This window comes from Nocardioides bruguierae, from assembly GCF_023656415.1.
GTDB lineage: Bacteria > Actinomycetota > Actinomycetes > Propionibacteriales > Nocardioidaceae > Nocardioides > Nocardioides bruguierae.
In genome coordinates this window covers 85,113-107,977 of the sequence record NZ_JAMOIL010000006.1, presented here as the reverse complement: position 1 = coordinate 107,977, position 22,865 = coordinate 85,113, and the positions used below count along the sequence as shown (strand labels likewise).

At 70.3% G+C, this 22,865-nt stretch carries 36 protein-coding genes; 4 read left to right on the top strand and 32 right to left on the bottom strand.

The genetic code is table 11. The features are described from left to right. Positions 1-78: 78 nt before the first annotated feature. The 32 genes from M8330_RS06425 to rpsJ form a co-directional block, all read right to left on the bottom strand. Positions 79-1,095 carry a DNA-directed RNA polymerase subunit alpha gene (locus tag M8330_RS06425; RefSeq protein ID WP_250051665.1) on the bottom strand — a complete coding sequence of 339 codons (1,017 nt, stop codon included), beginning with the start codon at positions 1,093-1,095 and terminating at the stop codon, positions 79-81. Between the two features lie 121 nt (positions 1,096-1,216). Next, the gene (gene rpsD, locus M8330_RS06420) at positions 1,217-1,825 is read right to left on the bottom strand and encodes a 30S ribosomal protein S4 (RefSeq protein ID WP_250826637.1); all 609 of its coding nucleotides are present in this window, start codon (positions 1,823-1,825) and stop codon (positions 1,217-1,219) included. Positions 1,826-1,855: 30 nt separating this feature from the next. Continuing rightward, complete coding sequence (rpsK, locus tag M8330_RS06415; RefSeq protein WP_250051661.1) at positions 1,856-2,263, bottom strand: 30S ribosomal protein S11; 408 nt, start codon at positions 2,261-2,263, stop codon at positions 1,856-1,858. A 68-nt stretch (positions 2,264-2,331) separates the two neighbouring features. Then, positions 2,332-2,706, bottom strand: a complete 375-nt coding sequence (gene rpsM / locus M8330_RS06410) for a 30S ribosomal protein S13 (RefSeq protein WP_250051659.1) — start codon at positions 2,704-2,706, stop codon at positions 2,332-2,334. Between the two features lie 209 nt (positions 2,707-2,915). Further along, positions 2,916-3,029, bottom strand: coding sequence for a 50S ribosomal protein L36 (gene rpmJ, locus M8330_RS06405; RefSeq protein WP_136569981.1), 114 nt, complete (start codon positions 3,027-3,029; stop codon positions 2,916-2,918). Between the two features lie 41 nt (positions 3,030-3,070). Next, entirely contained in the window at positions 3,071-3,292 is a 222-nt protein-coding gene (gene infA, locus M8330_RS06400) for a translation initiation factor IF-1 (protein ID WP_136569982.1), read from the bottom strand. Between the two features lie 276 nt (positions 3,293-3,568). Then, positions 3,569-4,621, bottom strand: a complete 1,053-nt coding sequence (locus M8330_RS06395; protein ID WP_250826636.1) for an LLM class flavin-dependent oxidoreductase — start codon at positions 4,619-4,621, stop codon at positions 3,569-3,571. Positions 4,622-4,699: 78 nt separating this feature from the next. Then, entirely contained in the window at positions 4,700-5,680 is a 981-nt protein-coding gene (locus tag M8330_RS06390; protein ID WP_250826635.1) for a TerC family protein, read from the bottom strand. A gap of 117 nt (positions 5,681-5,797) precedes the next feature. Continuing rightward, positions 5,798-6,637, bottom strand: a complete 840-nt coding sequence (gene map, locus M8330_RS06385) for a type I methionyl aminopeptidase (RefSeq protein WP_250826634.1) — start codon at positions 6,635-6,637, stop codon at positions 5,798-5,800. A 6-nt stretch (positions 6,638-6,643) separates the two neighbouring features. Beyond that, positions 6,644-7,213, bottom strand: coding sequence for an adenylate kinase (locus M8330_RS06380; RefSeq protein WP_250826633.1), 570 nt, complete (start codon positions 7,211-7,213; stop codon positions 6,644-6,646). Beyond that, positions 7,213-8,514, bottom strand: a complete 1,302-nt coding sequence (gene secY / locus M8330_RS06375) for a preprotein translocase subunit SecY (RefSeq protein ID WP_250051650.1) — start codon at positions 8,512-8,514, stop codon at positions 7,213-7,215. The genes M8330_RS06380 and secY overlap by 1 nt, the downstream gene beginning before the upstream one ends. A 186-nt stretch (positions 8,515-8,700) precedes the next feature. Next, positions 8,701-9,141 (bottom strand): 50S ribosomal protein L15, encoded by a 441-nt coding sequence (gene rplO / locus M8330_RS06370; RefSeq protein ID WP_250051648.1) that lies wholly within the window; start codon positions 9,139-9,141, stop codon positions 8,701-8,703. Between the two features lies 1 nt (position 9,142). Further along, the gene (rpmD, locus tag M8330_RS06365) at positions 9,143-9,325 is read right to left on the bottom strand and encodes a 50S ribosomal protein L30 (RefSeq protein WP_250051646.1); all 183 of its coding nucleotides are present in this window, start codon (positions 9,323-9,325) and stop codon (positions 9,143-9,145) included. Further along, on the bottom strand, positions 9,325-9,942 hold the full coding sequence (gene rpsE, locus M8330_RS06360) for a 30S ribosomal protein S5 (protein ID WP_250051644.1): 618 nt from the start codon (positions 9,940-9,942) through the stop codon (positions 9,325-9,327). The genes rpmD and rpsE overlap by 1 nt, the downstream gene beginning before the upstream one ends. A 31-nt stretch (positions 9,943-9,973) precedes the next feature. Beyond that, positions 9,974-10,357, bottom strand: a complete 384-nt coding sequence (gene rplR, locus M8330_RS06355; protein WP_136570116.1) for a 50S ribosomal protein L18 — start codon at positions 10,355-10,357, stop codon at positions 9,974-9,976. A 2-nt stretch (positions 10,358-10,359) separates the two neighbouring features. Then, positions 10,360-10,899, bottom strand: coding sequence for a 50S ribosomal protein L6 (rplF, locus tag M8330_RS06350; RefSeq protein ID WP_250051642.1), 540 nt, complete (start codon positions 10,897-10,899; stop codon positions 10,360-10,362). Between the two features lie 30 nt (positions 10,900-10,929). Next, on the bottom strand, positions 10,930-11,337 hold the full coding sequence (gene rpsH, locus M8330_RS06345; protein ID WP_250051640.1) for a 30S ribosomal protein S8: 408 nt from the start codon (positions 11,335-11,337) through the stop codon (positions 10,930-10,932). A 97-nt stretch (positions 11,338-11,434) separates the two neighbouring features. Next, on the bottom strand, positions 11,435-11,620 hold the full coding sequence (locus M8330_RS06340) for a type Z 30S ribosomal protein S14 (RefSeq protein ID WP_250051638.1): 186 nt from the start codon (positions 11,618-11,620) through the stop codon (positions 11,435-11,437). A 1-nt stretch (position 11,621) separates the two neighbouring features. Beyond that, positions 11,622-12,206 (bottom strand): 50S ribosomal protein L5, encoded by a 585-nt coding sequence (rplE, locus tag M8330_RS06335; RefSeq protein WP_250051636.1) that lies wholly within the window; start codon positions 12,204-12,206, stop codon positions 11,622-11,624. 1 nt (position 12,207) lies between these two features. Further along, a complete protein-coding gene (gene rplX, locus M8330_RS06330; protein WP_250051634.1) occupies positions 12,208-12,570 on the bottom strand; it encodes a 50S ribosomal protein L24 in 363 nt (120 codons plus the stop codon). Positions 12,571-12,572: 2 nt separating this feature from the next. Beyond that, positions 12,573-12,941 carry a 50S ribosomal protein L14 gene (rplN, locus tag M8330_RS06325; RefSeq protein ID WP_136569994.1) on the bottom strand — a complete coding sequence of 123 codons (369 nt, stop codon included), beginning with the start codon at positions 12,939-12,941 and terminating at the stop codon, positions 12,573-12,575. Positions 12,942-13,038: 97 nt separating this feature from the next. Then, positions 13,039-13,308: a 30S ribosomal protein S17 gene (gene rpsQ / locus M8330_RS06320; protein ID WP_250051632.1), complete on the bottom strand. Its 270-nt coding sequence runs from the start codon at positions 13,306-13,308 to the stop codon at positions 13,039-13,041. Continuing rightward, positions 13,305-13,547 carry a 50S ribosomal protein L29 gene (gene rpmC, locus M8330_RS06315; protein ID WP_250051630.1) on the bottom strand — a complete coding sequence of 81 codons (243 nt, stop codon included), beginning with the start codon at positions 13,545-13,547 and terminating at the stop codon, positions 13,305-13,307. The genes rpsQ and rpmC overlap by 4 nt, the downstream gene beginning before the upstream one ends. Continuing rightward, positions 13,547-13,966, bottom strand: coding sequence for a 50S ribosomal protein L16 (gene rplP / locus M8330_RS06310; protein WP_250051629.1), 420 nt, complete (start codon positions 13,964-13,966; stop codon positions 13,547-13,549). Before rplP ends, rpmC begins: the two co-directional genes overlap by 1 nt. Before the next feature lies 1 nt (position 13,967). Next, positions 13,968-14,792 (bottom strand): 30S ribosomal protein S3, encoded by an 825-nt coding sequence (gene rpsC, locus M8330_RS06305; RefSeq protein ID WP_250826632.1) that lies wholly within the window; start codon positions 14,790-14,792, stop codon positions 13,968-13,970. Continuing rightward, positions 14,792-15,202 carry a 50S ribosomal protein L22 gene (gene rplV / locus M8330_RS06300; RefSeq protein ID WP_250051627.1) on the bottom strand — a complete coding sequence of 137 codons (411 nt, stop codon included), beginning with the start codon at positions 15,200-15,202 and terminating at the stop codon, positions 14,792-14,794. Before rplV ends, rpsC begins: the two co-directional genes overlap by 1 nt. A gap of 37 nt (positions 15,203-15,239) precedes the next feature. Continuing rightward, entirely contained in the window at positions 15,240-15,521 is a 282-nt protein-coding gene (gene rpsS, locus M8330_RS06295) for a 30S ribosomal protein S19 (RefSeq protein WP_250051626.1), read from the bottom strand. Next, positions 15,521-16,357 (bottom strand): 50S ribosomal protein L2, encoded by an 837-nt coding sequence (gene rplB / locus M8330_RS06290; RefSeq protein ID WP_250051625.1) that lies wholly within the window; start codon positions 16,355-16,357, stop codon positions 15,521-15,523. The genes rpsS and rplB overlap by 1 nt, the downstream gene beginning before the upstream one ends. A gap of 26 nt (positions 16,358-16,383) precedes the next feature. Further along, positions 16,384-16,686: a 50S ribosomal protein L23 gene (rplW, locus tag M8330_RS06285; protein WP_250051623.1), complete on the bottom strand. Its 303-nt coding sequence runs from the start codon at positions 16,684-16,686 to the stop codon at positions 16,384-16,386. A 2-nt stretch (positions 16,687-16,688) separates the two neighbouring features. Continuing rightward, entirely contained in the window at positions 16,689-17,300 is a 612-nt protein-coding gene (rplD, locus tag M8330_RS06280; protein WP_250051622.1) for a 50S ribosomal protein L4, read from the bottom strand. Between the two features lie 2 nt (positions 17,301-17,302). Beyond that, positions 17,303-17,962: a 50S ribosomal protein L3 gene (gene rplC, locus M8330_RS06275; RefSeq protein WP_250051620.1), complete on the bottom strand. Its 660-nt coding sequence runs from the start codon at positions 17,960-17,962 to the stop codon at positions 17,303-17,305. A gap of 11 nt (positions 17,963-17,973) precedes the next feature. Continuing rightward, positions 17,974-18,282 (bottom strand): 30S ribosomal protein S10, encoded by a 309-nt coding sequence (gene rpsJ, locus M8330_RS06270; RefSeq protein ID WP_008360994.1) that lies wholly within the window; start codon positions 18,280-18,282, stop codon positions 17,974-17,976. 538 nt (positions 18,283-18,820) lie between these two features. On the opposite strand from rpsJ, the gene M8330_RS06265 reads away from it, so the two are divergent. Genes M8330_RS06265 through M8330_RS06250 form a run of 4 tightly spaced genes read left to right on the top strand, consistent with a single transcriptional unit; the run spans position 18,821 to position 22,860 of the window. Continuing rightward, complete coding sequence (locus M8330_RS06265) at positions 18,821-20,005, top strand: hypothetical protein (RefSeq protein ID WP_250826631.1); 1,185 nt, start codon at positions 18,821-18,823, stop codon at positions 20,003-20,005. A 10-nt stretch (positions 20,006-20,015) separates the two neighbouring features. Then, the gene (locus M8330_RS06260; RefSeq protein ID WP_250826630.1) at positions 20,016-20,711 is read left to right on the top strand and encodes a DUF4129 domain-containing protein; all 696 of its coding nucleotides are present in this window, start codon (positions 20,016-20,018) and stop codon (positions 20,709-20,711) included. Next, positions 20,708-21,883 carry a DUF4350 domain-containing protein gene (locus tag M8330_RS06255; RefSeq protein WP_250826629.1) on the top strand — a complete coding sequence of 392 codons (1,176 nt, stop codon included), beginning with the start codon at positions 20,708-20,710 and terminating at the stop codon, positions 21,881-21,883. Before M8330_RS06260 ends, M8330_RS06255 begins: the two co-directional genes overlap by 4 nt. Further along, positions 21,880-22,860, top strand: a complete 981-nt coding sequence (locus M8330_RS06250) for an AAA family ATPase (RefSeq protein ID WP_250826628.1) — start codon at positions 21,880-21,882, stop codon at positions 22,858-22,860. Before M8330_RS06255 ends, M8330_RS06250 begins: the two co-directional genes overlap by 4 nt. The last annotated feature ends 5 nt before the right edge of the window (positions 22,861-22,865 follow it).

Genomic DNA, 22,865 nt, shown 5'->3' with positions numbered 1-22,865 from the left:
CCTGGGGGGGGCCCCCGGCGGGGCCGACCCGGGTGGGGCCCCTGCGCGCACGTCGTCGCGCAGGGCCACGTCACGGGGTCAGAACTGCTCGTCCTCCACGAACGCGTCGTCCTCGTCGTCGTTGTAGGCGGCGAGGGCGGCGTGCGGGTCGAAGCCGGGCGCGCTGTCCTTGAGGGACAGGCCCATCTCCACGAGCTTGGCCTTGACCTCGTCGATCGACTTCGCACCGAAGTTGCGGATGTCGAGGAGGTCCTGCTCCGAGCGACCGATGAGCTCACCCACGGTGTGGATGCCCTCGCGCTTGAGGCAGTTGTAGGAGCGGACGGTCAGCTGGAGGTCCTCGACCGGGAGGGCGAGGTCCGCGGCCAGCTGCTCGTCGACCGGCGACGGGCCGATGTCGATGCCCTCGGCCTCGACGTTCAGCTCACGCGCCAGGCCGAAGAGCTCGACCAGGGTCTTGCCGGCCGAGGCGAGGGCGTCGCGCGGGCGGATCGACGGCTTGGTCTCGACGTCGATGACCAGCTTGTCGAAGTCGGTGCGCTGCTCGACACGGGTGGCCTCGACCTTGTAGCTGACCTTCAGCACGGGGCTGTAGATCGAGTCGACCGGCATGCGGCCGATCTCGTTGTCGGCGCCCTTGTTCTGCGCGGACGAGACGTAGCCACGGCCGCGCTCGACGACGAGCTCCATCTCCAGCTTGCCCTTGTCGGACAGCGTGGCGATGCGCAGGTCGGGGTTGTGCACCTCGACACCGGCCGGCGGGGCGATGTCCGCGGCGGTCACGTCACCGGCACCCGACTTGCGCAGGTACATGGTGACGGGCTCGTCGTGCTCCGAGGAGACCACGAGCGCCTTGAGGTTCAGGATGATCTCGGTGACGTCCTCCTTGACCCCCTCGACCGTGGAGAACTCGTGGAGGACGTTGTCGATCTTGATGCTCGTGACCGAGGCGCCGGGGATGGAGCTGAGCAGCGTGCGGCGCATCGAGTTGCCGAGCGTGTAGCCGAAGCCGGGCTCGAGGGGCTCGATGACGAAGCGCGAGCGGAACTCGTCGACCGGCTCTTCCGAGAGGGTGGGGCGCTGTGCGATGAGCACTGATGTGTTCCTTTCCGGGACCGACCGCTATATGAGGGACCCGAACTGCGGGGGTGGAGGAGGTGGCGCGGGGGCGACGGAGCCCCGGCGGGTCGAAACCCGCCGGGGCGCCGTCACGAGGTCACTTCTTCGAGTAGAACTCGACGATGAGCTGCTCCTGCACCGGGACGTCGATCTGCGCCCGGACGGGGAGCTGGTGCACCAGGACGCGCATCCGCTGCGGCAGGGCCTCGAGCCACGCCGGGACGACGCGCTCACCGTGGGTCTCGCGGGCCACGATGAACGGGGTCATCTCCAGGGACTTCTCGCGGACGTCGATGACGTCGTGCGCGGAGACCTGGTACGAGGGGATGTCCACCTTCTTGCCGTTGACCAGGAAGTGGCCGTGGACCACGAGCTGGCGGGCGTGACGGCGGGTGCGCGCGAAGCCGGCGCGGTACACCACGTTGTCGAGGCGGGCCTCGAGCATGCGGAGCAGGTTGTCACCGGTCTTGCCGTCGCGGCGGGAGGCCTCGACGTAGTAGTTGTAGAACTGCTTCTCCATCACGCCGTAGGTGAAGCGAGCCTTCTGCTTCTCCTGGAGCTGAGTGCGGTACTCGGACTCCTTGATGCGGGCGCGGCCGTGCTGGCCGGGGGCGTACGGGCGACGCTCGAAAGCGGCGTCACCACCCACCAGGTCGACGCCGAGACGGCGCGACTTGCGGGTCATGGGGCCGGTGTAACGGGCCATTTCTCAAGTCTCCTGTTCTCGTGCGCGGGGTCAGACGCGGCGGCGCTTGGGCGGGCGGCAGCCGTTGTGGGGCGTCGGCGTGACGTCCTGGATGGTGCCGACCTCGAGGCCGATCGCACCCAGGGAACGGATCGCCGTCTCGCGGCCCGAGCCCGGGCCCTTGACGAAGACGTCGATCTTCTTCATGCCGTGCTCCATCGCCCGACGACCCGCGGCCTCGGCGGCCATCTGCGCGGCGAACGGGGTGGACTTGCGGGAGCCCTTGAAGCCGACGGTGCCGGCAGAGGCCCACGAGATCACCGCACCGGTCGGGTCGGTGATCGTGACGATGGTGTTGTTGAACGTGCTCTTGATGTGGGCTTCGCCCTGAGCGACGTTCTTCTTCTCCTTGCGGCGGATCTTGGTCTTCGCCGCAGCCTGACGGCTCTTGGGAGGCATTTCTCTCCTGAAGTTCTGGTCGAGTGTGGATCGAGGAAGTCAGCGGGAGGCGGCCGTGAGGCCCGCCGTCACTTCGCCTTCTTCTTGCCGGCGACCGTGCGCTTGGGGCCCTTGCGGGTACGCGCGTTGGTCTTGGTGCGCTGACCACGCACGGGCAGACCCATGCGGTGGCGGCGACCCTGGTAGCTACCGATCTCGATCTTGCGGCGGATGTCCGCCTGGACCTCACGGCGGAGGTCACCCTCGATCTGGTAGCTGGCCTCGATCGCGTCGCGAAGCTTGACCAGGTCGTCCTCGGTGAGCGCGTGGACCCGCGTGCTGGGGTCGACGCCGGTCACCTCGAGGACCTTCTTGGCGGAGGTACGGCCGATGCCGTAGATGTAGGTGAGAGCGACCTCGATGCGCTTGTCGCGCGGAAGGTCGACACCGACGAGGCGTGCCATGTCAGTGGCCTTTCTGGTTCTGCGGGAGTGTCGGTCGTGCCGCGCCCCGGGACGTCTCGTCGAGACCCGGGCTCCGGCTCCTGCTCCGGAGGTGGATGCCGGCACCGATCACCGAGGTGAGGGGCGCCTTAGCGGACACGTGTGTGGAGTTGTTGCGGTGGTGCTGGTGCGCGGCCCGTGGGCCACGCGGTGCGTCGAGACGCTCGGGCTCAGCCCTGGCGCTGCTTGTGACGCGGGTTGGAGCAGATGACCATGACGCGGCCGTGGCGACGGATCACCTGGCACTTGTCGCAGATCTTCTTGACGCTCGGCTTGACCTTCATGTCAGGTCCTTCCTGTGGCCCCGGGGGGGCCAGTCGGCTGGCTACTTGTAGCGGTAGACGATCCGACCGCGGGACAGGTCGTAGGGGGAGAGCTCCACCACCACGCGGTCCTCGGGGAGGATCCGGATGTAGTGCTGGCGCATCTTGCCGCTGATGTGGGCGAGAACCTTGTGGCCGTTGCTCAGCTCGACGCGGAACATGGCGTTGGGCAGGGCCTCCACGACGGTGCCCTCGATCTCGATCACGCCTTCTTTCTTCGGCATGTCCTCCGCAATCCGTTGTAGGTGTCTACCGTTGGTGCACCGGGCAGCAGGTCGCTGCTCGGGTGGTCCGGGAACCTCCGACCACGCAGGTGGTCGTGGACCTCGTGCCGCCGCCCACCTCCCTCTTGCCGTGCTGGGCACGGGCAGCCGCGAGGAAAGCGGTACGGCCCACGTTGGACCGACACGCCAGTGTAGGGCGAAGCCGTGTGGAACCACGAATCGGCCTCGCCGGGGCGGGTCCAGCAGTGTAGGCGCGCGGGTGCCCGCGCGCCAGCATCAGCCGGCGAGCAGCCGCAGCGTGTCGACGCGCGCCGGTGCGCTGCCCGGCTCGGTGCCCTCGTGGGCCCCGGCGACCGGGTTGACCATCACCTCGTCCACCGCGAAGCGAGCGGCCAGGTCTGCGACGCGGCGGCGCGCCTCGTCCCGGGCCCCGATCACCCAGCGCGACGCCATGGCGTCGACGATCTCCTGCTGGCCGGCGCCCAGGTCGACCTTCTCCGCCTCCTCCACCGAGGCCAGCGGACGCAGCGGAGCACCGGTGCGCAGCGCGAGCATGGTGAGCAGCTGGGGCAGGGCGAGCCGGTAGGCCTCGTCCGCGTCCTCGGCCACGCTGGCGTTGACGGTGAGGAACGTCCGCGGCTCGGCGAGCAGCTCGGAGGGCCGGAAGGACTCCCGGTACAGCCGCACCGCGTCCGCGGTGGCCCGCTCGTCCCCGCTGAAGTGGTGGGCGAAGACGTAGGGCAGGCCCTTCTCCGCCGCGAGGCGGGCCGAGTAGTCGCTGCTGCCCAGCAGCCAGACGGCGGCCACCGAGTCGGCAGCCGGCGTGGCCCGCAGCGCCTGGGTGCGGCCGGCGACGCTGACCGCGACGCCGTCGGTGTCCATCATCGCCAGCACGTCGTCCACGTACTGCGGGAACCGAGTGACGGCCTGGTCGTCCACTCCCCCGGCACCGTGGCGCAGCGCGTAGGACGTGATCGGGTCCGTGCCCGGGGCCCGCCCGATGCCGAGGTCGACGCGGCCGGGGAACGCGGCCTCGAGCAGTGCGAACTGCTCGGCCACCACCAGCGGGGCGTGGTTGGGCAGCATGACGCCGCCGCTGCCGACGCGGATGCGGCTCGTGGCCGAGCCGATCATCGCGAGCAGCACCGGCGGGTTGGTCGCCGCGACGGCGGGCATGTTGTGGTGCTCGGCCACCCAGTACCGGTGGTAGCCGAGGGCGTCCGCGGCCCGCGCGACCTCGAGGGTCGCGGCGAGGGCCTGCGCCGAGGACTGGTCACCGCGCACGGGGACGAGGTCGAGGACTGACAGGGTGGGGAGCTGCGTGGTCATCACCGGTCACAACACCGGCGCTACCGACGCTGTTCCTCGCGGGTCTCGCCGCGATGCCGCCCCGGCCCTCGACCGGCGTCAGCCGGCCGCGTCCACCCGGTCCTTGGCGTCCTTGAGCAGGCTGGCCACGGTGGTGACGCCCAGGATCACCACGATCGCCACCAGCGAGAGCCAGGTCGGCACCTCGGGCGCCCAGGAGATCGGCTCGCCGCCGTTGAGGAAGGGCAGCTCGTTGGTGTGCATCGCGTGCAGCACCAGCTTCACGCCGATGAAGGCGAGCAGCACGCTGAGGCCGTAGGACAGGTAGACCAGCCGCTCGAGCAGGTCGCCGATGAGGAAGTAGAGCTGGCGCAGGCCCATCAGGGCGAACACGTTGGCCGCGAAGACGAGGTACGCCTCACTGGTGAGCCCGTAGATCGCAGGGATCGAGTCCAGCGCGAAGAGCAGGTCGGTCATGCCCAGGGTGAGCACGACGATCAGCATCGGGGTGCCGAGTCGCCGGCCGTCGACCCGCGTGGACAGCTTCACGCCGTCGTAGTGGTCGGAGAACGGCAGGTGCGTGCGGACCCAGCGCACGGGCGCGGGCTCGGCGGGGTCCTCCTCGCCGTGGTCCAGGACGAGCTTGACGGCCGTGTACACGAGGAACAGGCCGAAGAGGTAGAACACCCAGCTGAACTGGTCGATCGCGGCCGCGCCGAGGGCGATGAAGACGCCACGGAGCACGAGGGCGATGACGATGCCGATGAGCAGGGCGGTGGCCTGGAACTGCCGCGGCACGTGCAGGCGGGCCATGATCAGCAGGAAGACGAAGAGGTTGTCGACCGAGAGGGAGTACTCGGTCAGCCACCCCGCGAAGAACTGGCCGGCGTAGTCGCCGCCGGAGAAGTACCAGACCCCCAGCCCGAACAGCACGGCCAGGCCGACGAAGCCGGCCAGGTGCCGCGCGGACTCCGCGGTGCTCGGCTCGTGCGGCCGCCGGCCGATCACCAGCACGTCGACGAGGAGCAGGGTGGTGGTCAGCACGACGGTGCCGACCCAGAGCCAGACGGGGACGTCCACAGGGGGCCTTTCAGGAACGGACGTCGCGACCCCGGGGCGGACGCGACCTGTTCACCGTACCCAGCCCCGCCCACGTCGACGCAGCCGGCGCCGACGTGACGCCGGACGCCCCGGCCGTCAGTCGGCGAGCGGGCCGAAGGTGGCGCCGAGCGCGGTCAGGCGCTCCTCTCCCCCGTCGAGCGCGGTGAGCACCCAGTGCCCGTGCTCGGTGAGCACGAAGGTGTGCTCGAAGTGGGCGGCGCGGGCACCGTCGGCGGTGACCACGGTCCACTCGTCCTCGAGGATGTCGGTCTCGGGGTCTCCCGCGGTGAGCATCGGCTCGACGGCCAGCGCGAGTCCGGGGACGAGACGCGGCCCGCGACCGGGCTTGCCGTAGTTCGGGACGTTGGGCGGCAGGTGCATCTCGGTGCCGATGCCGTGGCCCACGTAGTCCTCGACGATGCCGAGCGCGGTGCCGGTGGCGTCCTGGGAGCGGACGTAGGACTCGACCGCGTGACCGATGTCGGTGACCCGACCGCCGTCGCGGGCGGCGGCGATGCCGCGCCACATCGACTCCTGCGTGATGCGCAGGAGCTCGGCGTCCGCCGCGGACGGGGCACCACCGACGACCACGCTGAGCGCGGCGTCGCCGTGGAAGCCCTCCACGATCGCACCGCAGTCGATGGAGACGAGGTCACCCTCGGCCAGCACCCGGTCACCGGGGATGCCGTGGACGACCTCCTCGTTCACGGAGGCACAGATGCTCCCGGGGAAGCCCTGGTAGCCCAGGAACGAGGGCACCGCCCCCCGGGAGCGGATGCTGTCCTCCGCGATCGCGTCCAGCTCCCCGGTGGTCATGCCGGGGCGGACGCTCTCGGAGAGGAGCTGCAGCGTCGCGCCGACCACCAGGCCGGCGCGACGCATCAGCAGGAGCTGCTCGGGCGTCTTGATCTCGACGCCGCGGTCACGCCATCCCACGAGGACTCAGGCGCGCGCGTCGAGGGCGGCGAGGATGCGCTCGGTGACCTCGTCGACCTCGCCCATCCCGTCGACCTCGACGAGGAGGCCGCGCTCGCGGTAGACGTCGATCAGCGGGGCCGTCTGCTCCACGTACACCTGCTGGCGGTGACGGATGACGTCCTCGCTGTCGTCGCTGCGCCCGGAGGTCTCCGCGCGCTTGAGCAGACGCTGGACGAGCTCCTCGGAGTCGACCGTGAGCACGACCGCGACGTCGATGCTGTGCCCGGTGGCCGCGACCATCCCGTCGAGCTCCTCGACCTGCGCGGTGGTGCGCGGGTAGCCGTCGAGGAGGAAGCCGGGCTCGGCGTCGGCCTCGGCGATGCGGTTGCGCACCATCGAGTTGGTCACCGAGTCGGGCACGTACTCGCCGGCGTCCATGTACTTCTTCGCCTCCAGGCCGAGGGGCGTGCCCTGGCCGACGTTGGCGCGGAAGATGTCGCCGGTGGAGATGGCGGGGATGCCGTAGCGGCCCGCGACGAGGGCGGCCTGGGTGCCCTTGCCGGCACCGGGGGGACCCATGAAGATCATTCTCATCAGCGAAGGAATCCTTCGTAGTTGCGCTGCTGGAGCTGGCTCTCGATCTGCTTCACCGTGTCGAGCGCGACGCCCACCATGATGAGGATCGACGTGCCGCCGAACGGGAAGTTCTGGTTCGCGTTGATCAGGACCAGCGCGATGAGCGGCACGAGCGCGATGAGGCCGAGGTAGACGGCTCCGGGCAGCGTGATGCGGGACAGGACGTAGGACAGGTAGTCCTCGGTCGGCTTGCCCGCCCGGATCCCGGGGATGAAGCCGCCGTACTTCTTCATGTTGTCCGCGACCTCCACCGGGTTGAAGGTGATCGAGACGTAGAAGTAGGTGAAGAACACGATCAGCCCGAAGTAGGCGATCATGTAGAGCGGGTGGTCGCCCCGCACGAAGTAGGTGCTGATGAACTGGACCCAGCCCGCGTCGCTCGTCTGGTTGAACTGCACGGCCATGGCCGGCAGGTACAGCAGCGACGAGGCGAAGATGACCGGGATGATGCCGGCCTGGTTCACCTTGAGCGGGATGTAGGTCGAGGAGCCGCCGAACATCTTGCGACCCACCATCCGGCGGGCATACTGCACCGGGATGCGGCGCTGCGCCTGCTCGATGAGGATCACGGCGGCGACCAGCACGAGGCCGATCACGAGCACGATGCCGAAGGTCCACCAGCCCTGGCTGATCTGGACCTGCCACATGGCGCCCGGGAAGGTGGCGACGACCTGGGTGAAGATCAGGATCGACATGCCGTTGCCCACGCCGCGCTCGGTGATGAGCTCGCCCAGCCACATGATGACCGCGGTGCCGGCCGTCATGGTGATGACCATGACGAGGAACGCGGTGACGCCGTCGTCGTGCAGGAGGGGGAGCTCGCACTGGAGCAGGTCCCCCGACCGCGCCAGCGCCACGATGCCGGTCGCCTGGAGCAGGGCCAGGCCCAGCGTCAGGTACCGCGTGTACTGGGTGATCTTGGTCTGGCCGGCCTGGCCTTCCTGCTTCAGCGCCTCGAGCCGCGGGATCACCACGACGAGCAGCTGCAGGATGATGCTGGCCGTGATGTACGGCATGATCCCGAGCGCGAAGATGGTGAGCTGGAGGAGCGCACCACCGGAGAACAGGTTCACCAGGCTGTAGAGGCTGGCGTTGGCGCCGGACTGCGCAGCGTCGATGCACTGCTGGACGTTGGCGACGTCCACGCCCGGCGCGGGGATCTGCGACCCCGCTCGGAAGATCACGATGATGCCCAGGACGAAGAGCAGCTTGCGCCGCAGGTCCGGCGTCCTGAAAGCGTTGGCGAACGCGCCTAGCACGAGATCCTCTTTCTGCATTCAGACAACGACTCCCAGGTCACGCCCAGCGAGCCCGGGGAAGCCTAACAGGTGAGATGTTGCATCCACGTCCGACCCGGGAGCCCGTTCGACGAACGGTCCCCGGGGACGCACGAAGGGCGCGGGGCACGCACCGAAGTGGTGCCCCGCGCCCTTCGTCGCAGGGGTTCAGACGAGCGTCGTGGTCCCGCCGGCGGCCTGGATCTTCTCCGAGGCGGAGGACGAGAACGCGTTGGCGCTCACGTCGACCTTGACGGAGATGTCACCGGTGCCGAGCACCTTGACGGGCTGGTTCTTGCGAACCGCACCCTTCGCGACCAGGTCCTCGACGGTCACCGCGCCACCCTCGGGGTAGAGCGCGGAGAGCTTGTCGAGGTTGACGACCTGGAACTCGACCTTGAACGGGTTCTTGAAGCCCTTGAGCTTCGGCATGCGCATGTGGATGGGCATCTGGCCACCCTCGAACGCAGCCGGAACCTGGTAGCGGGCCTTCGTACCCTTGGTACCGCGGCCGGCCGTCTTGCCCTTCGAGGCCTCACCACGACCCACGCGGGTCTTGGCTGTCTTGGCGCCCGGGGCGGGCTTCAGGTTGTGCAGCTTGAGCGTCATGTCAGTCAACCTCCTCGACGGTCACGAGGTGACGCACCGTCTGGACCATCCCGCGGATCTCGGGGCGGTCCTCCTTGACGACGACGTCGCCGATCCGCTTGAGACCGAGCGAGCGCACGGTCTCGCGCTGGTTCTGCTTGCAGCCGATGGTCGACTTCAGCTGCTGGATCTTGAGCTGCGCCATCAGGAGGCCACCTCCTGCGAGGAGCCCTCGGGCACCTCGTTGCGCGCCTTCAGCAGCGCGGCGGGGGTGACAGCCTCGACGGGCAGGCCACGCCGGGCCGCGACGGCCTCGGGCTGCTCCAGCATCTTCAGCGCCTCGACGGTCGCGTGAACGATGTTGATCTGGTTCGACGACCCGAGCGACTTGCTCAGGATGTCGTGGATGCCGGCGCACTCCAGGACGGCACGCACCGGACCACCGGCGATCACACCGGTACCGGGGGCGGCCGGACGCAGCATGACCACGCCGGCAGCCTTCTCACCCTGGACGGGGTGAGGGATCGTGCCCTGGATGCGGGGGACCTGGAAGAACGCCTTCTTGGCCTCCTCCACACCCTTGGCGATGGCGGCCGGCACCTCCTTGGCCTTGCCGTAACCGACGCCGACGAGACCCTCGCCGTCACCGACGATCACGAGGGCGGTGAAGCTGAAGCGACGACCACCCTTCACGACCTTGGCGACACGGTTGATCGCGACGACACGCTCGATGTAGGCGGTCTTGTCCGCGCCCTGGTTGCCGCGACCGTTGTCGCGTCCACGGCGCTCGCCACCGCGCTGTCCGCGCTGGGCTCCGCTCATGAGACTACTTCCTCTACTCTCTCGTTCGCGATCAGAAGGTCAGGCCGCCCTCACGGGCGGCGTCGGCCAGGGCCGCGATGCGGCCGTGGTACTTGTTGCCGGCGCGGTCGAAGACCACGCCCTCCACACCAGCAGCCTTGGCCCGCTCGGCGACGAGCTCGCCGACCTTCTTGGCCTTGGCGGTCTTGTCGCCCTCGAGGGTGCGGACGTCGGCCTCCATGGAGGAGGCGCTGGCCAGCGTCTTGCCGACCAGGTCGTCGACGACCTGCACCGAGAGGTGCTTGGAGGAACGGGTGACGACCATGCGCGGACGCTCGGCCGTGCCGTGCAGCTTCTTGCGACCCCGGACCTGACGGCGCAGGCGGGAGCGGGTCTTCGCCGCGGTGTGCTTGTGGTTGGACAGGGAGATAGCCATCGTCACTTACCAGCCTTTCCGACCTTGCTGCGGACGTGCTCGCCCTCGTAACGCACACCCTTGCCCTTGTAGGGCTCGGGCTTGCGGAGCTTGCGGATGTTCGCGGCGACCTCGCCGACGAGCTGCTTGTCGATGCCCTGGACGCCGAGCTTGGTCGGGCCGTCCGTGGTGAAGGTGATCCCCTCGGGGGCGTCGAACACGATCGAGTGGCTGTAGCCGAGCTGGAACTCCAGCTGCGTGGGGCCCTTGGGCAGCACGCGGTAGCCGACGCCACGGATCTCGAGCTTCTTCTCGTAGCCCTGGGTCACGCCCACGACCATGTTGTTGACCAGCGTGCGGGTCAGGCCGTGGAGGGCCTTGGACTCACGCTCGTCGTCGGGGCGCTTGACCTCGAGGTCCGCCTCGTTGCGCTCGACCGTGATCGGCGCGGCGACCTTGTGGGAAAGCGTGCCCTTGGGGCCCTTGACGGTCACCAGCGCGCCGTCGATGGTCACGTCGACGCCGGACGGGACCGTGATGGGGAGCTTGCCAATACGCGACATGCTTGTAGTTCTCCTATCTCGGTCTCGTCGTCACCAGACGTAGGCGAGGACTTCGCCGCCCACGCCCTTCTGGTTCGCCTGGCGGTCGGTCAGCAGACCCTGGCTCGTGGAGATGATCGCCACGCCCAGGCCGCCGAGGACCTTGGGGAGGCCGGTGTGCTTGGCGTACACGCGCAGACCGGGCTTGCTGATCCGGCGGACGCCGGCGATCGAGCGCTCGCGGTTGCGGCCGTACTTCAGCGTGATGGTGAGGGTCTTGCCGACCTCACCCTCAGCCGGGTCGGCGACCACGTACGAGGTGATGTAACCCTCCTGCTGGAGGATGTCGGCCAGGCCCTGCTTCAGCTTGCTGTAGGGCATGGTCACCGAGTCGTGGTACGCCTGGTTGGCGTTGCGCAGACGCGTGAGCATGTCTGCGATCGGGTCAGTCATCGTCATGGCCGTGAGGCCCTTTCTCCACCCCGGTTTCGCGCCCCGCCCTCACGGGCGGACGCGACCTTGGGCGACTTGTGTGTGGATACGAAGAAGTCTCGGGTCACCAGGAGGACTTGGTCACACCGGGCAGCTCGCCGCGGTGCGCCATCTCCCGGAGGCAGATCCGGCAGAGGCCGAACTTGCGGTAGACGGCCTTCGGCCGGCCGCAACGCTGGCAGCGGGTGTAACCGCGCGAGCTGAACTTCGGCTTCTTGGCGGCCTTCACCTTCAGAGCGGTCTTCGCCATGTCAGTTCTCCTTGAACGGGAAGCCGAGCTGCTTGAGCAGCGCCCGACCCTGGTCGTCGTTCGTGGCGGTCGTGACCACGGTGATGTCCATGCCGCGGGTGCGGTCGATCTTGTCCTGGTTGATCTCGTGGAACATGACCTGCTCGGTGAGACCGAAGGTGTAGTTGCCGTTGCCGTCGAACTGCTTGCCGTTCAGGCCACGGAAGTCGCGGATACGGGGCAGGGCGATGGACAGCAGACGGTCCAGGAACTCCCACATGCGGTCACCGCGGAGCGTGACGTGGCAGCCGATCGGCATGCCCTCGCGCAGCTTGAACTGCGCGATGGACTTGCGAGCCTTGGTCACGGTCGGCTTCTGACCGGTGATCGCGGTCAGGTCGCGGACGGCGCCGTCGATCAGCTTCGCGTCGCGCGCAGCCTCGCCGACACCCATGTTGACCACGATCTTGGTCAGGCCGGGCACCTGCATGACGTTGGCGATGTCGAACTCGGACTTGAGGGCCGGAAGGATCTCCTCGCGGTACCGGGTCTTCAGACGCGGCGGCACGTTCGCGGAGATCACCGGGTTCTCGGTGGTCTCGGTCATCTCAGATCTCCTTGCCGGTCTTGCGGGAGATGCGGACGCTGCGCTCGGACGAGTAGGTCGAGCCGTCGGGGCGACGCTTGGTCACCTCGACGCGCTTGAAGCCCACGCGCGTGGTGTCCTTGCCCTCGACCAGCGCCACGTTGGACACGTGGATCGGGGCCTCGGCGGTCACGATGCCGCCGGTGCTGCCCTCGCGACCGCCGTTGTTGACGGACTTGGTGTGCTTCTTGACGAGGTTGACACCCTCGACGATGACCCGGTCCTCACCGGGGATCGTGCGGATGACCTTGCCCTCGACGCCCTTGTCCTTGCCGGCGATCACCTTGACGGTGTCGCCCTTCTTGACGTTCAGGTTCTTGGCCATGCTCACAGCACCTCCGGGGCGAGCGAGATGATCTTCATGAACTTCTTGTCCCGCAGCTCGCGACCCACGGGGCCGAAGATGCGGGTGCCGCGCGGCTCGCCGTCGTTCTTGAGGATCACGGCGGCGTTCTCGTCGAAGCGGATGTACGAGCCGTCGGGCCGGCGGCGCTCCTTGACGGTGCGCACGACGACCGCCTTGACGACGTCACCCTTCTTCACGTTGCCGCCGGGGATCGCGTCCTTGACGGTGGCGACGATGGTGTCACCGATGCCGGCGTAGCGGCGACCCGAGCCACCGAGAACGCGGATGCAGAGGATCTCCTTCGCACCCGTGTTGTCGGCGACCTTCAGTCGCGACTCCTGCTGGATCATTGCTGTTTCTCCTGGTTGTCGAGCTGGTTCTCACGGGCTTGCGGCTCGTGAGCCTGGCCGAACTTCATGGGTTGGATCTCGCCCTGGGGGCGAGGAGTCACTTGGCCTTCTCGAGGACCTCGACCACGCGCCACCGCTTGGTGGCGGACAGCGGGCGGGTCTCCATGAGGAGGACGCGGTCGCCGATGCCGCACTCGTTGGCCTCGTCGTGGGCCTTGAGCTTGCTCGTGCGACGCATGACCTTGCCGTACAGGGCGTGCTTCACGCGGTCCTCGACGGACACGACCACGGTCTTGTCCATCTTGTCGCTGACCACGATGCCCTCACGGGTCTTGCGGCTGTTGCGCTCGATCGTCTGCTCGCTCATGCGGCACCGTCCTCGTTGCTCGCGCCCGGAGCGGTACGGATGCCGAGCTCGCGCTCGCGCACCACCGTGTAGATCCGGGCGATGTCCTTCTTGACCGACCGCAGCCGGCCGTGGCTCTCCAGCTGGCCGGTGGCGGCCTGGAAACGGAGGTTGAACAGCTCCTCCTTGGCCTCGCGGAGCTTGGCCTCCAGGTCGACGTCGTTGAGCTCGTCGAGCTCGTGCGCCTGGGCGTTCGACATCAGAACTCACCGCCCTCTCGGGTGACGAAACGGCACTTCATGGGCAGCTTGTGGATCGCGCGACGCATGGCCTCGCGAGCGATGTCCTCCGGCACGCCGGCCAGCTCGAACATCACGCGGCCCGGCTTGACGTTGGCCACCCACCACTCGGGGGAACCCTTGCCGGAACCCATGCGGGTCTCGGCCGGCTTCTTGGTCAGCGGGAGGTCGGGGTAGATGTTGATCCACACCTTGCCGCCACGCTTGATGTGACGCGTCATGGCGATACGAGCGGACTCGATCTGACGGTTGGTCACGTAGTGGCCCTCGAGGGCCTGGATGCCGAAGTCACCGAAGGCGAGGCTGGTGCCGCCCTTGGCCGCACCCGATCGCTTCGGGTGGTGCTGCTTGCGGTGCTTGACGCGACGGGGCATCAACATGTCAGGCCTCCGGAGCGGTCTCGGGCGCCGGAGCGGCAGCGGCCTCGGCCGGAGCCTCGGTCTGCTGGTCGCGGTCGGCGCGGGTCGGACGGTCGCCGCGGGAACCGCGCGACGGACGGTCGCCACCGCGACCGCGGTTGTTGCCACCGCGACCGGGGACGCCGGCGCGGGCGGCGGCCTGGGCCTGGCGCTCGGCACGGGAGCCGGACACCTCGCCCTTGTAGATCCACACCTTCACGCCGATGCGGCCGAAGGTGGTGCGGGCCTCGTAGAAGCCGTAGTCGATGTCGGCACGCAGCGTGTGCAGCGGGACGCGACCCTCGCGGTAGAACTCGGTGCGCGACATCTCGGCGCCGTTGAGGCGGCCGGAGCACTGGATCCGGATGCCCTTGGCACCGGAGCGCATCGTGGTCTGCATCGCCTTGCGCATGGCGCGGCGGAACTGCACGCGGCCGGACAGCTGCTCGGCGACACCCTGGGCGACGAGCTGGGCGTCGACCTCCGGGTTCTTGACCTCGAGGATGTTCAGCTGGACCTGCTTGCCGGTCAGCTTCTCGAGCTCGCCGCGGATGCGGTCGGCCTCGGCGCCGCGGCGGCCGATGACGATGCCCGGACGAGCGGTGTGGATGTCCACCCGCACGCGGTCCCGGGTCCGCTCGATCTCGACCTTGGAGATGCCGGCCCGCTCCATGCCCTTGCTGAGCAGCTTGCGGATCGCGACGTCCTCACCGACGTACGACTTGTAGAGCTTGTCGGCGTACCAGCGGGACTTGTGGTCCGTGCTGATACCCAGACGGAAGCCGTTCGGGTTGATCTTCTGACCCATCAGGCACCCTCTCCGTTGTTGGCCGGCGTGACGACCAGCGTGATGTGGCTCGTGCGCTTGTTGATCCGCGTGGCGCGGCCCTGGGCGCGCGGGCGCCACCGCTTCATCGTCGGGCCCTCGTCGACCATGGCGGTCGAGATGACCAGGTCGTCGGTGTCGAGGCCCTCGGTGCTCTCCGCGTTGGCCACGGCGGACTCCAGGACCTTCAGGACCGTCTCGCTGGCGGCCTGCGGGGCGAAGGCCAGCAGGGCGCGGGCCTCCTCGACGCTCGAGCCGCGGACCATGTCCACGACACGACGCGCCTTCATCGGCGTGATCCGCACGAAGCGGGCGGTCGCGAAGGCGCCCGGCTGGTCGCCGAGCAGCGACTCGCGGCGGGCGCTGGTGCGCCGGCGCTCAGTAACGCTCATGTGCTCGTTCTCTCCAGTTCCTCTGGTCGCCCCCGCGTCAGCGGCGGCGGCCCTTCCGGTCTTCCTTCACGTGGCCCTTGTAGGTGCGGGTGGGAGCGAACTCCCCCAGCTTGTGGCCGACCATGGAGTCGGACACGAACACCGGCACGTGCTTGCGGCCGTCGTGCACCGCGATCGTGTGGCCGATCATGGCCGGCACGATCATCGAGCGACGCGACCACGTCTTGATGACGTTGTGGCTGCCCTTCTCGTTCTCCGCGTCCACCTTCTTCATGAGGTGGTCGTCGACGAAGGGACCCTTGCTCAGGCTGCGAGGCATTACTTACGGCCCTTTCCGGACTTGCGACGGCGGATGATCTGCGAGTCAGAGGCCTTGCGCTTGCGCGTCCGGCCCTCGGGCTTGCCCCACGGGGAGACCGGGTGACGGCCACCGGAGGTCTTGCCCTCGCCACCACCGTGCGGGTGGTCGACCGGGTTCATCACGACACCGCGGACGGTCGGGCGCTTGCCCTTCCAGCGCATGCGGCCGGCCTTGCCCCAGTTGATGTTGGACTGCTCGGCGTTGCCGACCTCACCGACGGTGGCGCGGCAGCGCACGTCGACGAAGCGCATCTCGCCGGAGGGCATGCGCAGCGTGGCGCGGGAGCCCTCACGAGCGATGAGCTGGGCGGACATGCCGGCCGAGCGGGCGATCTTGGCGCCGCCGCCCGGGCGCAGCTCCACGCAGTGCACCGTGGTGCCGACGGGGATGTTGCGCAGGGGCAGGTTGTTGCCGGGCTTGATGTCGGCGTTCGGGCCGGCCTCGACCGCGGTGCCCTGCGTCAGGTCGCGAGGCGCGATGATGTAGCGCTTCTCGCCGTCGGCGTAGTGCAGCAGCGCGATGCGCGCGGTGCGGTTGGGGTCGTACTCGATGTGCGCGACCTTGGCGGGGACGCCGTCCTTGTCGTAGCGACGGAAGTCGATGATCCGGTAGGCACGCTTGTGGCCACCACCCTGGTGACGGGTGGTGATCCGGCCCTGGTTGTTGCGGCCGCCCTTCTTGGGCAGCGGCACCGTCAGGGACTTCTCCGGCGTGGTCCGGGTGATCTCGACGAAGTCGGCGACCGACGAGCCACGACGGCCCGGGGTGGTCGGCTTGTACTTGCGGATAGCCATAACTGAGTTCCTCGTATCCTGACCGGTCAGCCGACCTGGCCGAAGATGTCGATGCGGTGACCCTCGGCCAGGCTGACGATCGCGCGCTTGGTGTCCTTGCGCTTGCCCATGCCGTAGCGGGTGCGGCGGCTCTTGCCGGGACGGTTCAGCGTGTTCACGCTCGTCACCTTGACGTCGAAGATCTTCTCGACCGCGATCTTGATCTCGGTCTTGTTGGCGTCGGGGTGCACGACGAACGTGTACTTGTTCTGGTCGAGCAGGCCGTAGCTCTTCTCGGAGACGACCGGCGCGATCAGCACGTCACGGTGGTCCTTGTGCAGGGTGCTCATGCTCAGGCCTCCTTCTTGGTCGCGCCGGCCACGAAGACCTCGTACGCGGCCTGGGTGAAGACCACGTCGTCGGAGGCGAGCACGTCGTAGGTGTTCAGCTGGTCGGCGTAGAGCAGGTGAGCCTCCACGACGTTGCGCAGCGACAGCACGGTCAGGTCGTCCGACCGGTCCACGACGACGAGGAAGTTGGTGCGCTCGGCGACCGTCTTCAGCGCGGCCAGGGCGGCCTTGGTGGAGGGGGTCTCGCCGGAGACGAGGGACTCCACCACGTGGATGCGACCGTTCGCGGCCCGGTCCGAGAGGGCGCCACGCAGGGCGGCGGCCTTCATCTTCTTGGGGGTGCGCTGGTCGTAGCTGCGCGGCTGCGGGCCGTGCACGGTGCCACCGCCGGCGAACTGCGGAGCGCGGGTCGAGCCCTGACGGGCGCGGCCGGTGCCCTTCTGCTTGTAGGGCTTCTTGCCACCGCCGCGGACCTCGCCGCGGGTCTTGGTGGCGTGCGTGCCCTGGCGGGCGGCAGCCTGCTGGGCGACGACGACCTGGTGGATCAGCGGGACGTTGACGTCCACGGCGAAGATCTCGGCCGGGAAGTCGACCTTCACGGTCTTGACAGCCATGCTCAGGCCTCCTGGGTCTTCTTGGCGGCCGAGCGGAGGACCAGCACGCCACCCTTGGGGCCGGGAACGGCGCCCTTGATGAGGATGAGGCCCTTGTCCGCGTCCACCGCGTGGACGGTCAGGTTCTGGGTGGTGACGGTGTCGCTACCCATGCGGCCGGCCATGCGCAGGCCCTTGAAGACGCGACCCGGCGTGGCGCAGGCACCGATGGAGCCCGGCTTGCGGTGGTTGCGGTGGGCACCGTGCGAGGCGGACACACCGGCGAAGCCGTGACGCTTCATGACACCGGCGAAGCCCTTGCCCTTGCTGGTGCCGGTCACGTCGATCTCCTCGCCCGCGGCGAAGGTCTCCACGGTGACCTCCTGGCCGACCGAGTACTCGGTGGCGGAGGTGGTGCGGATCTCGACGACGTGGCGGCGGGGGTTCACGCCGGCCTTGGAGAACTGGCCCGCGACGGGCTTGGAGACCTTGCGGGCCTCGATCTCACCGAAACCGAGCTGCACGGCGTTGTAGCCGTCGACGTCCGGCGTGCGGACGCCGGTGACGACGTTGGTGCCGGCGGCGATCACGGTCACGGGGATGACGCGGTTGTTCTCGTCCCAGAGCTGGGTCATGCCGAGCTTGGTGCCCAGCAGGCCCTTCACATTGCGTTCGAAAGTCATTTTCGCAGACCTCAGAGCTTGATCTCGATGTCGACGCCCGCCGGCAGGTCGAGCCGCATCAGGGAGTCGACGGTCTTCGGGGTCGGGTCGATGATGTCGATGAGGCGCTTGTGGGTGCGCATCTCGAAGTGCTCGCGGGAGTCCTTGTACTTGTGGGGCGAGCGGATGACGCAGTACACGTTCTTCTCGGTCGGCAGCGGCACCGGGCCGGCGACCTTGGCACCCGTGCGGGTGACCGTGTCCACGATCTTGCGCGCCGAGGTGTCGATCACCTCGTGGTCATAGGCCTTGAGCCTGATGCGGATCTTCTGTCCCGCCATAGGTCTCTCTCGTCCTTCTCGTCAGCTGCCGCGTGCGTAGTCATGCGGGACGTCCTCGGGCTTGAGTGGGTCCCGCGCTGCCCTCCCACCCAGCCTTCCTCCGACCCCCGCGGTCGGGCGTGTCGCCATTCACGGGGGAATCGCGGGCATGCCACTGGACCGGGTCCTGGTCGGTTCCGGCTGGTGGCAGCCCTCGGGGGGCTGAATCGGGTCCCCTGGTTCGGCGGGCGCACAGCGACCCCTGGAACACAGTTCTCCTGCCCCGGGAACCCGGGAGAGGGAGACGCGATTCAGAAGTCAAGGTGTGCCGCGCCCCGGCGACCCGCCGGAGCAACTCAGCTATCTTGGCAGACGTACCCCGCTGCGACAAATTCGTCGGGCACCCCCGGTCCCGGGCGCGTCGTCGGGGGCGGCGGAGCCCCGCGACGGGCCTGCGGCGGACCCCTGACGGTGCGCTCTGTCAGGATGTCCCCGCGCACCGCGCGAGGTCCTGCGAGCCGCGGGACCTGCCCCAGCTGCCGAGCGAGCACGGAGACCCATGCCTGCCGACGTCCCCCCAGGCTACCCGCCTCCCGGCGATCCCCGGGAGCCGGGCACGACCCCGCCCGCCCCCGGTCCTCCCCCGCCCGGCTGGGGACAGCCGGCAGGCCCGCCCCCGCGGCAGTGGCTGCCCGCCGTCCACCGGCCCGGCATCGTCCCCCTGGCACCGTTCGGGCTGGGCGACGTCCTCGGCGGTGCCTTCAAGCTGCTCCGGCTGAGCCCCGCCGCCGCCCTCGGCTCGGCGGCGCTGGCCAGCGTGCTCGCCGGCCTGGTGCCCGTGCTGGTCACCGCCCTGGTCTCCGGGGACGGCTCCCTGGACCTGATCGCGCTCGACACCGCGGCCTCCGGCACCGACCCGTTCGGCGACGTCCGGTGGGAGGCGTGGGCGGCCGTCGGGCTCAGCGCCGGCTTCGGGTTCCTGGTGATGTGGGTCGGCTACCTGCTGGTGCAGGGGATGGTCGCCGTGGCCGTCGAGCGGGGGCTGCTGGGTGTCCGCACGTCCCTGGCCCAGGCCTGGGCCGGCACCGCCGGCACCCGCCTGCGGCTGGTCGGCCTCAGCCTGTTGCTGGGCCTCGGCAGCCTGCTGCTCGCCCTCGTCTGGCTCGGGCCGTTGCTGCTGGTGGTGGCGCTCGCCGACGACCCGCTCGTCCCCGCCCTGCTGTGGGGCCTGCTGGGCTTCGTGCTGTGGGCGGTGGCGTCGGTCTTCGCCTGGGTCAGGCTGGCCCTCGTCGCCGTGCCCGCGCTGGTCCTGGAGCGCCGGGGCGTGCTCTCCGCCCTGGGTCGCGCGTGGTCCCTGACCCGGGGAGCCTTCTGGCGCACGCTGGGCATCGCGATCCTCGTCGGCCTCATCACCTCGGTCGTGGCCTCGGTGGTGTCCTTCCCCGTCACCCTGGTGCTCGAGCTGCTGACCTACCTGCTCGACCCCCGCTGGACGATGCTCCTGCTGGTGCTCGGCCAGGTGCTGAGCCAGGTGGTCGCCGGGACGCTGTCGGTGCCCTTCCAGGCCGCCGCCACCACGCTGCAGTACGTGGACCTGCGCATCCGACGCGACGGCTGGGACCTCGAGCTGCTCCAGCGCGCCGGGCTCACGGGACCGGTGCCGACGGCCGGCGTCGCACCCGGCCAGGCCGGCCCGCCCGGAGCCGCACCGGGGCCGCCGCCGTCCGCGCCACCGAGCTGGTGACCGCCCGACCGTGCTCCTGCTCCCCGTGGCCTCGCCGCTGCTCGCTGCCTCCCCGCTGACTCGCGCGCTGATCTCGCCGCCGGCCCCGCCGCTGACGCCGTCGCCGGACGAGGCGCGCGGCCTGCTGCGCGAGGAGTTGACGGACCCGGCCTACACCGACACCGACTGGTGGGGGCGGTTCCTCGACTGGCTCGGCGGCCTGCTGGACGGGGCACCGGGGGCGTCCGGCCTCGACCTGGGGCCGCTGCCGACCGTGCTGACGCTGCTGGTGCTGGCGGTGCTGGGCGTCGGGGTGGGTCTGCTGGCGTCCCGGCTGCGGCACGGTGCGCGGGCCCGCCGCGACGGAGCGGGCGACCTCCTGGGCGCCGGCACGCTGAGCGCTGCGACGCTGCGGTCCCGGGCCCGCGCCGCCCTCGAGGCGGGCGACGCGACGACGGCGCTGCTCGACGGCTATCGCGCCCTGGCCGTGCGGCAGGTGGAGCGCGGCCACCTGGAGGACGCGCCCGGCACCACCGCGGGCGGGGTCGCGCGGCGCCTGGGCCGGGTCCACCCGGAGCACGCCGGCGACCTCCTCGCCGCGGCGGCCGCCTTCGACGCCGCGCTCTACGGGCACCGGGCCCCCGACCTCACGACGGCCTCGGCGGTGCTCGACCTCGAGCACGACCTCGACCACGCCCCGGCGCGGTCGTCCGGAAGCGACGCATGAGGCGGGCCCGGCCGCTGCTCGTCCTCCTCGCCGTGGTGGCGGGGCTCGTCGCCCTCACCGTGGCCCTGGTGCCGGCGCCGACGCCCAGCGCGGCCCTGGACCCCGAGAACCCCGCCCCTGACGGGGCACGGGCCCTCGCCCGGGTGCTGGCCGCCCAGGGCGTCGAGGTCGACGTGGCCCGCGGCGCCGACGCGCTCGAGGGGGCCCTGTCCGGCGGCGGGCCGGCCACGGTGCTGGTCACCTCGTCGTGGGCGCTCAGCCCGAGCACGGCGGCCGCCCTGCTCTCCTCGGCCGGCGAGGGCGAGCTGGTGGTGGCCGGCGCCGGGCCGCTCACCGTCTCCGCCCTCGGGCTCGACGTCGCCGCGCGCTCCGTCGGCGAGCGTCGCGACGTGCCCGCCCGGTGCGACGACCCCGTCCTCGCCGGTGCGCTCGACGGGCTCGTGGTCTCCTCCACCGACGCCTACGCCTACGACGCGCCCGGCTGCTTCGGCCGCGGTCGGGCCCTCGTGACGCGGACGAGCGAGGCCACCCTCCTCGGTGCCACCGGCGTGCTGCGCAACGACCAGGTGCTCGACGCCGACAACGCCGCCGTCGCCCTGCGGCTGCTCGGGGCCCGGGACCGGCTCGTCTGGTACGTGCCGGACCCGGCCGACGCGCTGCCCTCGGAGGCCGGCGCCCTGGCCGAGCTGCCGGACGCCCTGGCACCCGGGCTGTGGCTGACGCTCCTCGTCGTGGTCGCCGTGGCCGTGTGGCGCGGGCGCCGCCTCGGTCCGCTGGTGAGCGAGCCGCTGCCCGTGGTCGTGCGCTCCTCCGAGACCACGCTGGCCCGCGGACGCCTCTACCACCGGGCCGGCGACGCGCCCCACGCGGCCGCGGCCCTGCGCGCGGGCAGCCGCGGCAGGCTGGCCGACCACCTCGGCGTCCCTCCCGGGCCGGCCGCGGGCGAGCCCCTCGTCCTCGCCGTCGCCTCCGCCGCCGGTCGGGACGAGGCCGAGGTCCGCGCCCTCCTCGCCCCCGAGCCTGCGGCCGGGGCACGCCCGGTCGACGACGACCGCGCCCTGACCCGGCTCGCCACCGACCTCGACCGCCTCGAGCACGACGCCGGCGTGCCGGCGCCGGCCACGACGACACCGACCACCACGCCCCCGACCGACGAGAGGGACCCCCGATGACCGACCCCACCCCCACGGACCTGCCCACCGCCGAGCAGGCCCGCGCCCGGCTCGGCGCGGTGCGCGAGGAGGTCGCCAAGACCGTCGTCGGCCAGGACGCGGCGGTCTCGGGGCTCCTCGTCGCGCTGCTGTGCGGCGGCCACGTGCTGCTCGAGGGCGTGCCGGGCACCGCGAAGACGCTGCTCGTGCGCACGCTGGCGGCGACGTTGGACGTCCGCACCCGGCGGGTGCAGTTCACCCCGGACCTCATGCCGGGCGACATCACCGGCTCGCTGGTGGTCGAGCGCGGCGGCGACCTCACCTTCCGCGAGGGCCCCGTCTTCACCAACCTGCTCCTGGCCGACGAGATCAACCGGACCCCGCCGAAGACGCAGTCGGCGCTGCTGGAGGCCATGGAGGAGGGGCAGGTGTCGGCCGACGGCGAGACCCGGTCGCTGCCCAGGCCGTTCCTGGTCGCGGCGACCCAGAACCCGGTCGAGCAGGAGGGCACCTACCCGCTGCCCGAGGCCCAGCTCGACCGGTTCCTGCTCAAGGTCGTCCTCCCGGTGCCCCCGCGCGAGGACGAGGTCGAGGTGCTGCGTCGGCACGCAGCCGGGTTCGACCCGCACGACGTCGGCGCGGCCGGCGTCCGGACCGTGGCGGGGCCGGCCGACGTGCTCGCGGGCCGACGAGCCGTGGCCGGGGTGGAGGTGTCCCCGGAGGTGCTGGGCTACCTGGTCGACGTGGCCCGGGCGACCCGCACCTCCCCGTCCCTCTCGCTGGGCGTGAGCCCGCGCGGCACCACGGCCCTGCTGCACGCGGCGCGGGCCTGGGCGTGGCTGACCGGCCGGGAGTTCGTCACCCCGGACGACGTGCAGGCGCTGGCGCACGCCACCCTCGTGCACCGCCTCGCGCTGCGGCCCGAGGCCGAGATCGAGGGCGTGGACGCGGCGGGCGTGCTGTCCGCCGCGCTGGCCTCGGTCCCGGTCCCCCGCTAGGCACG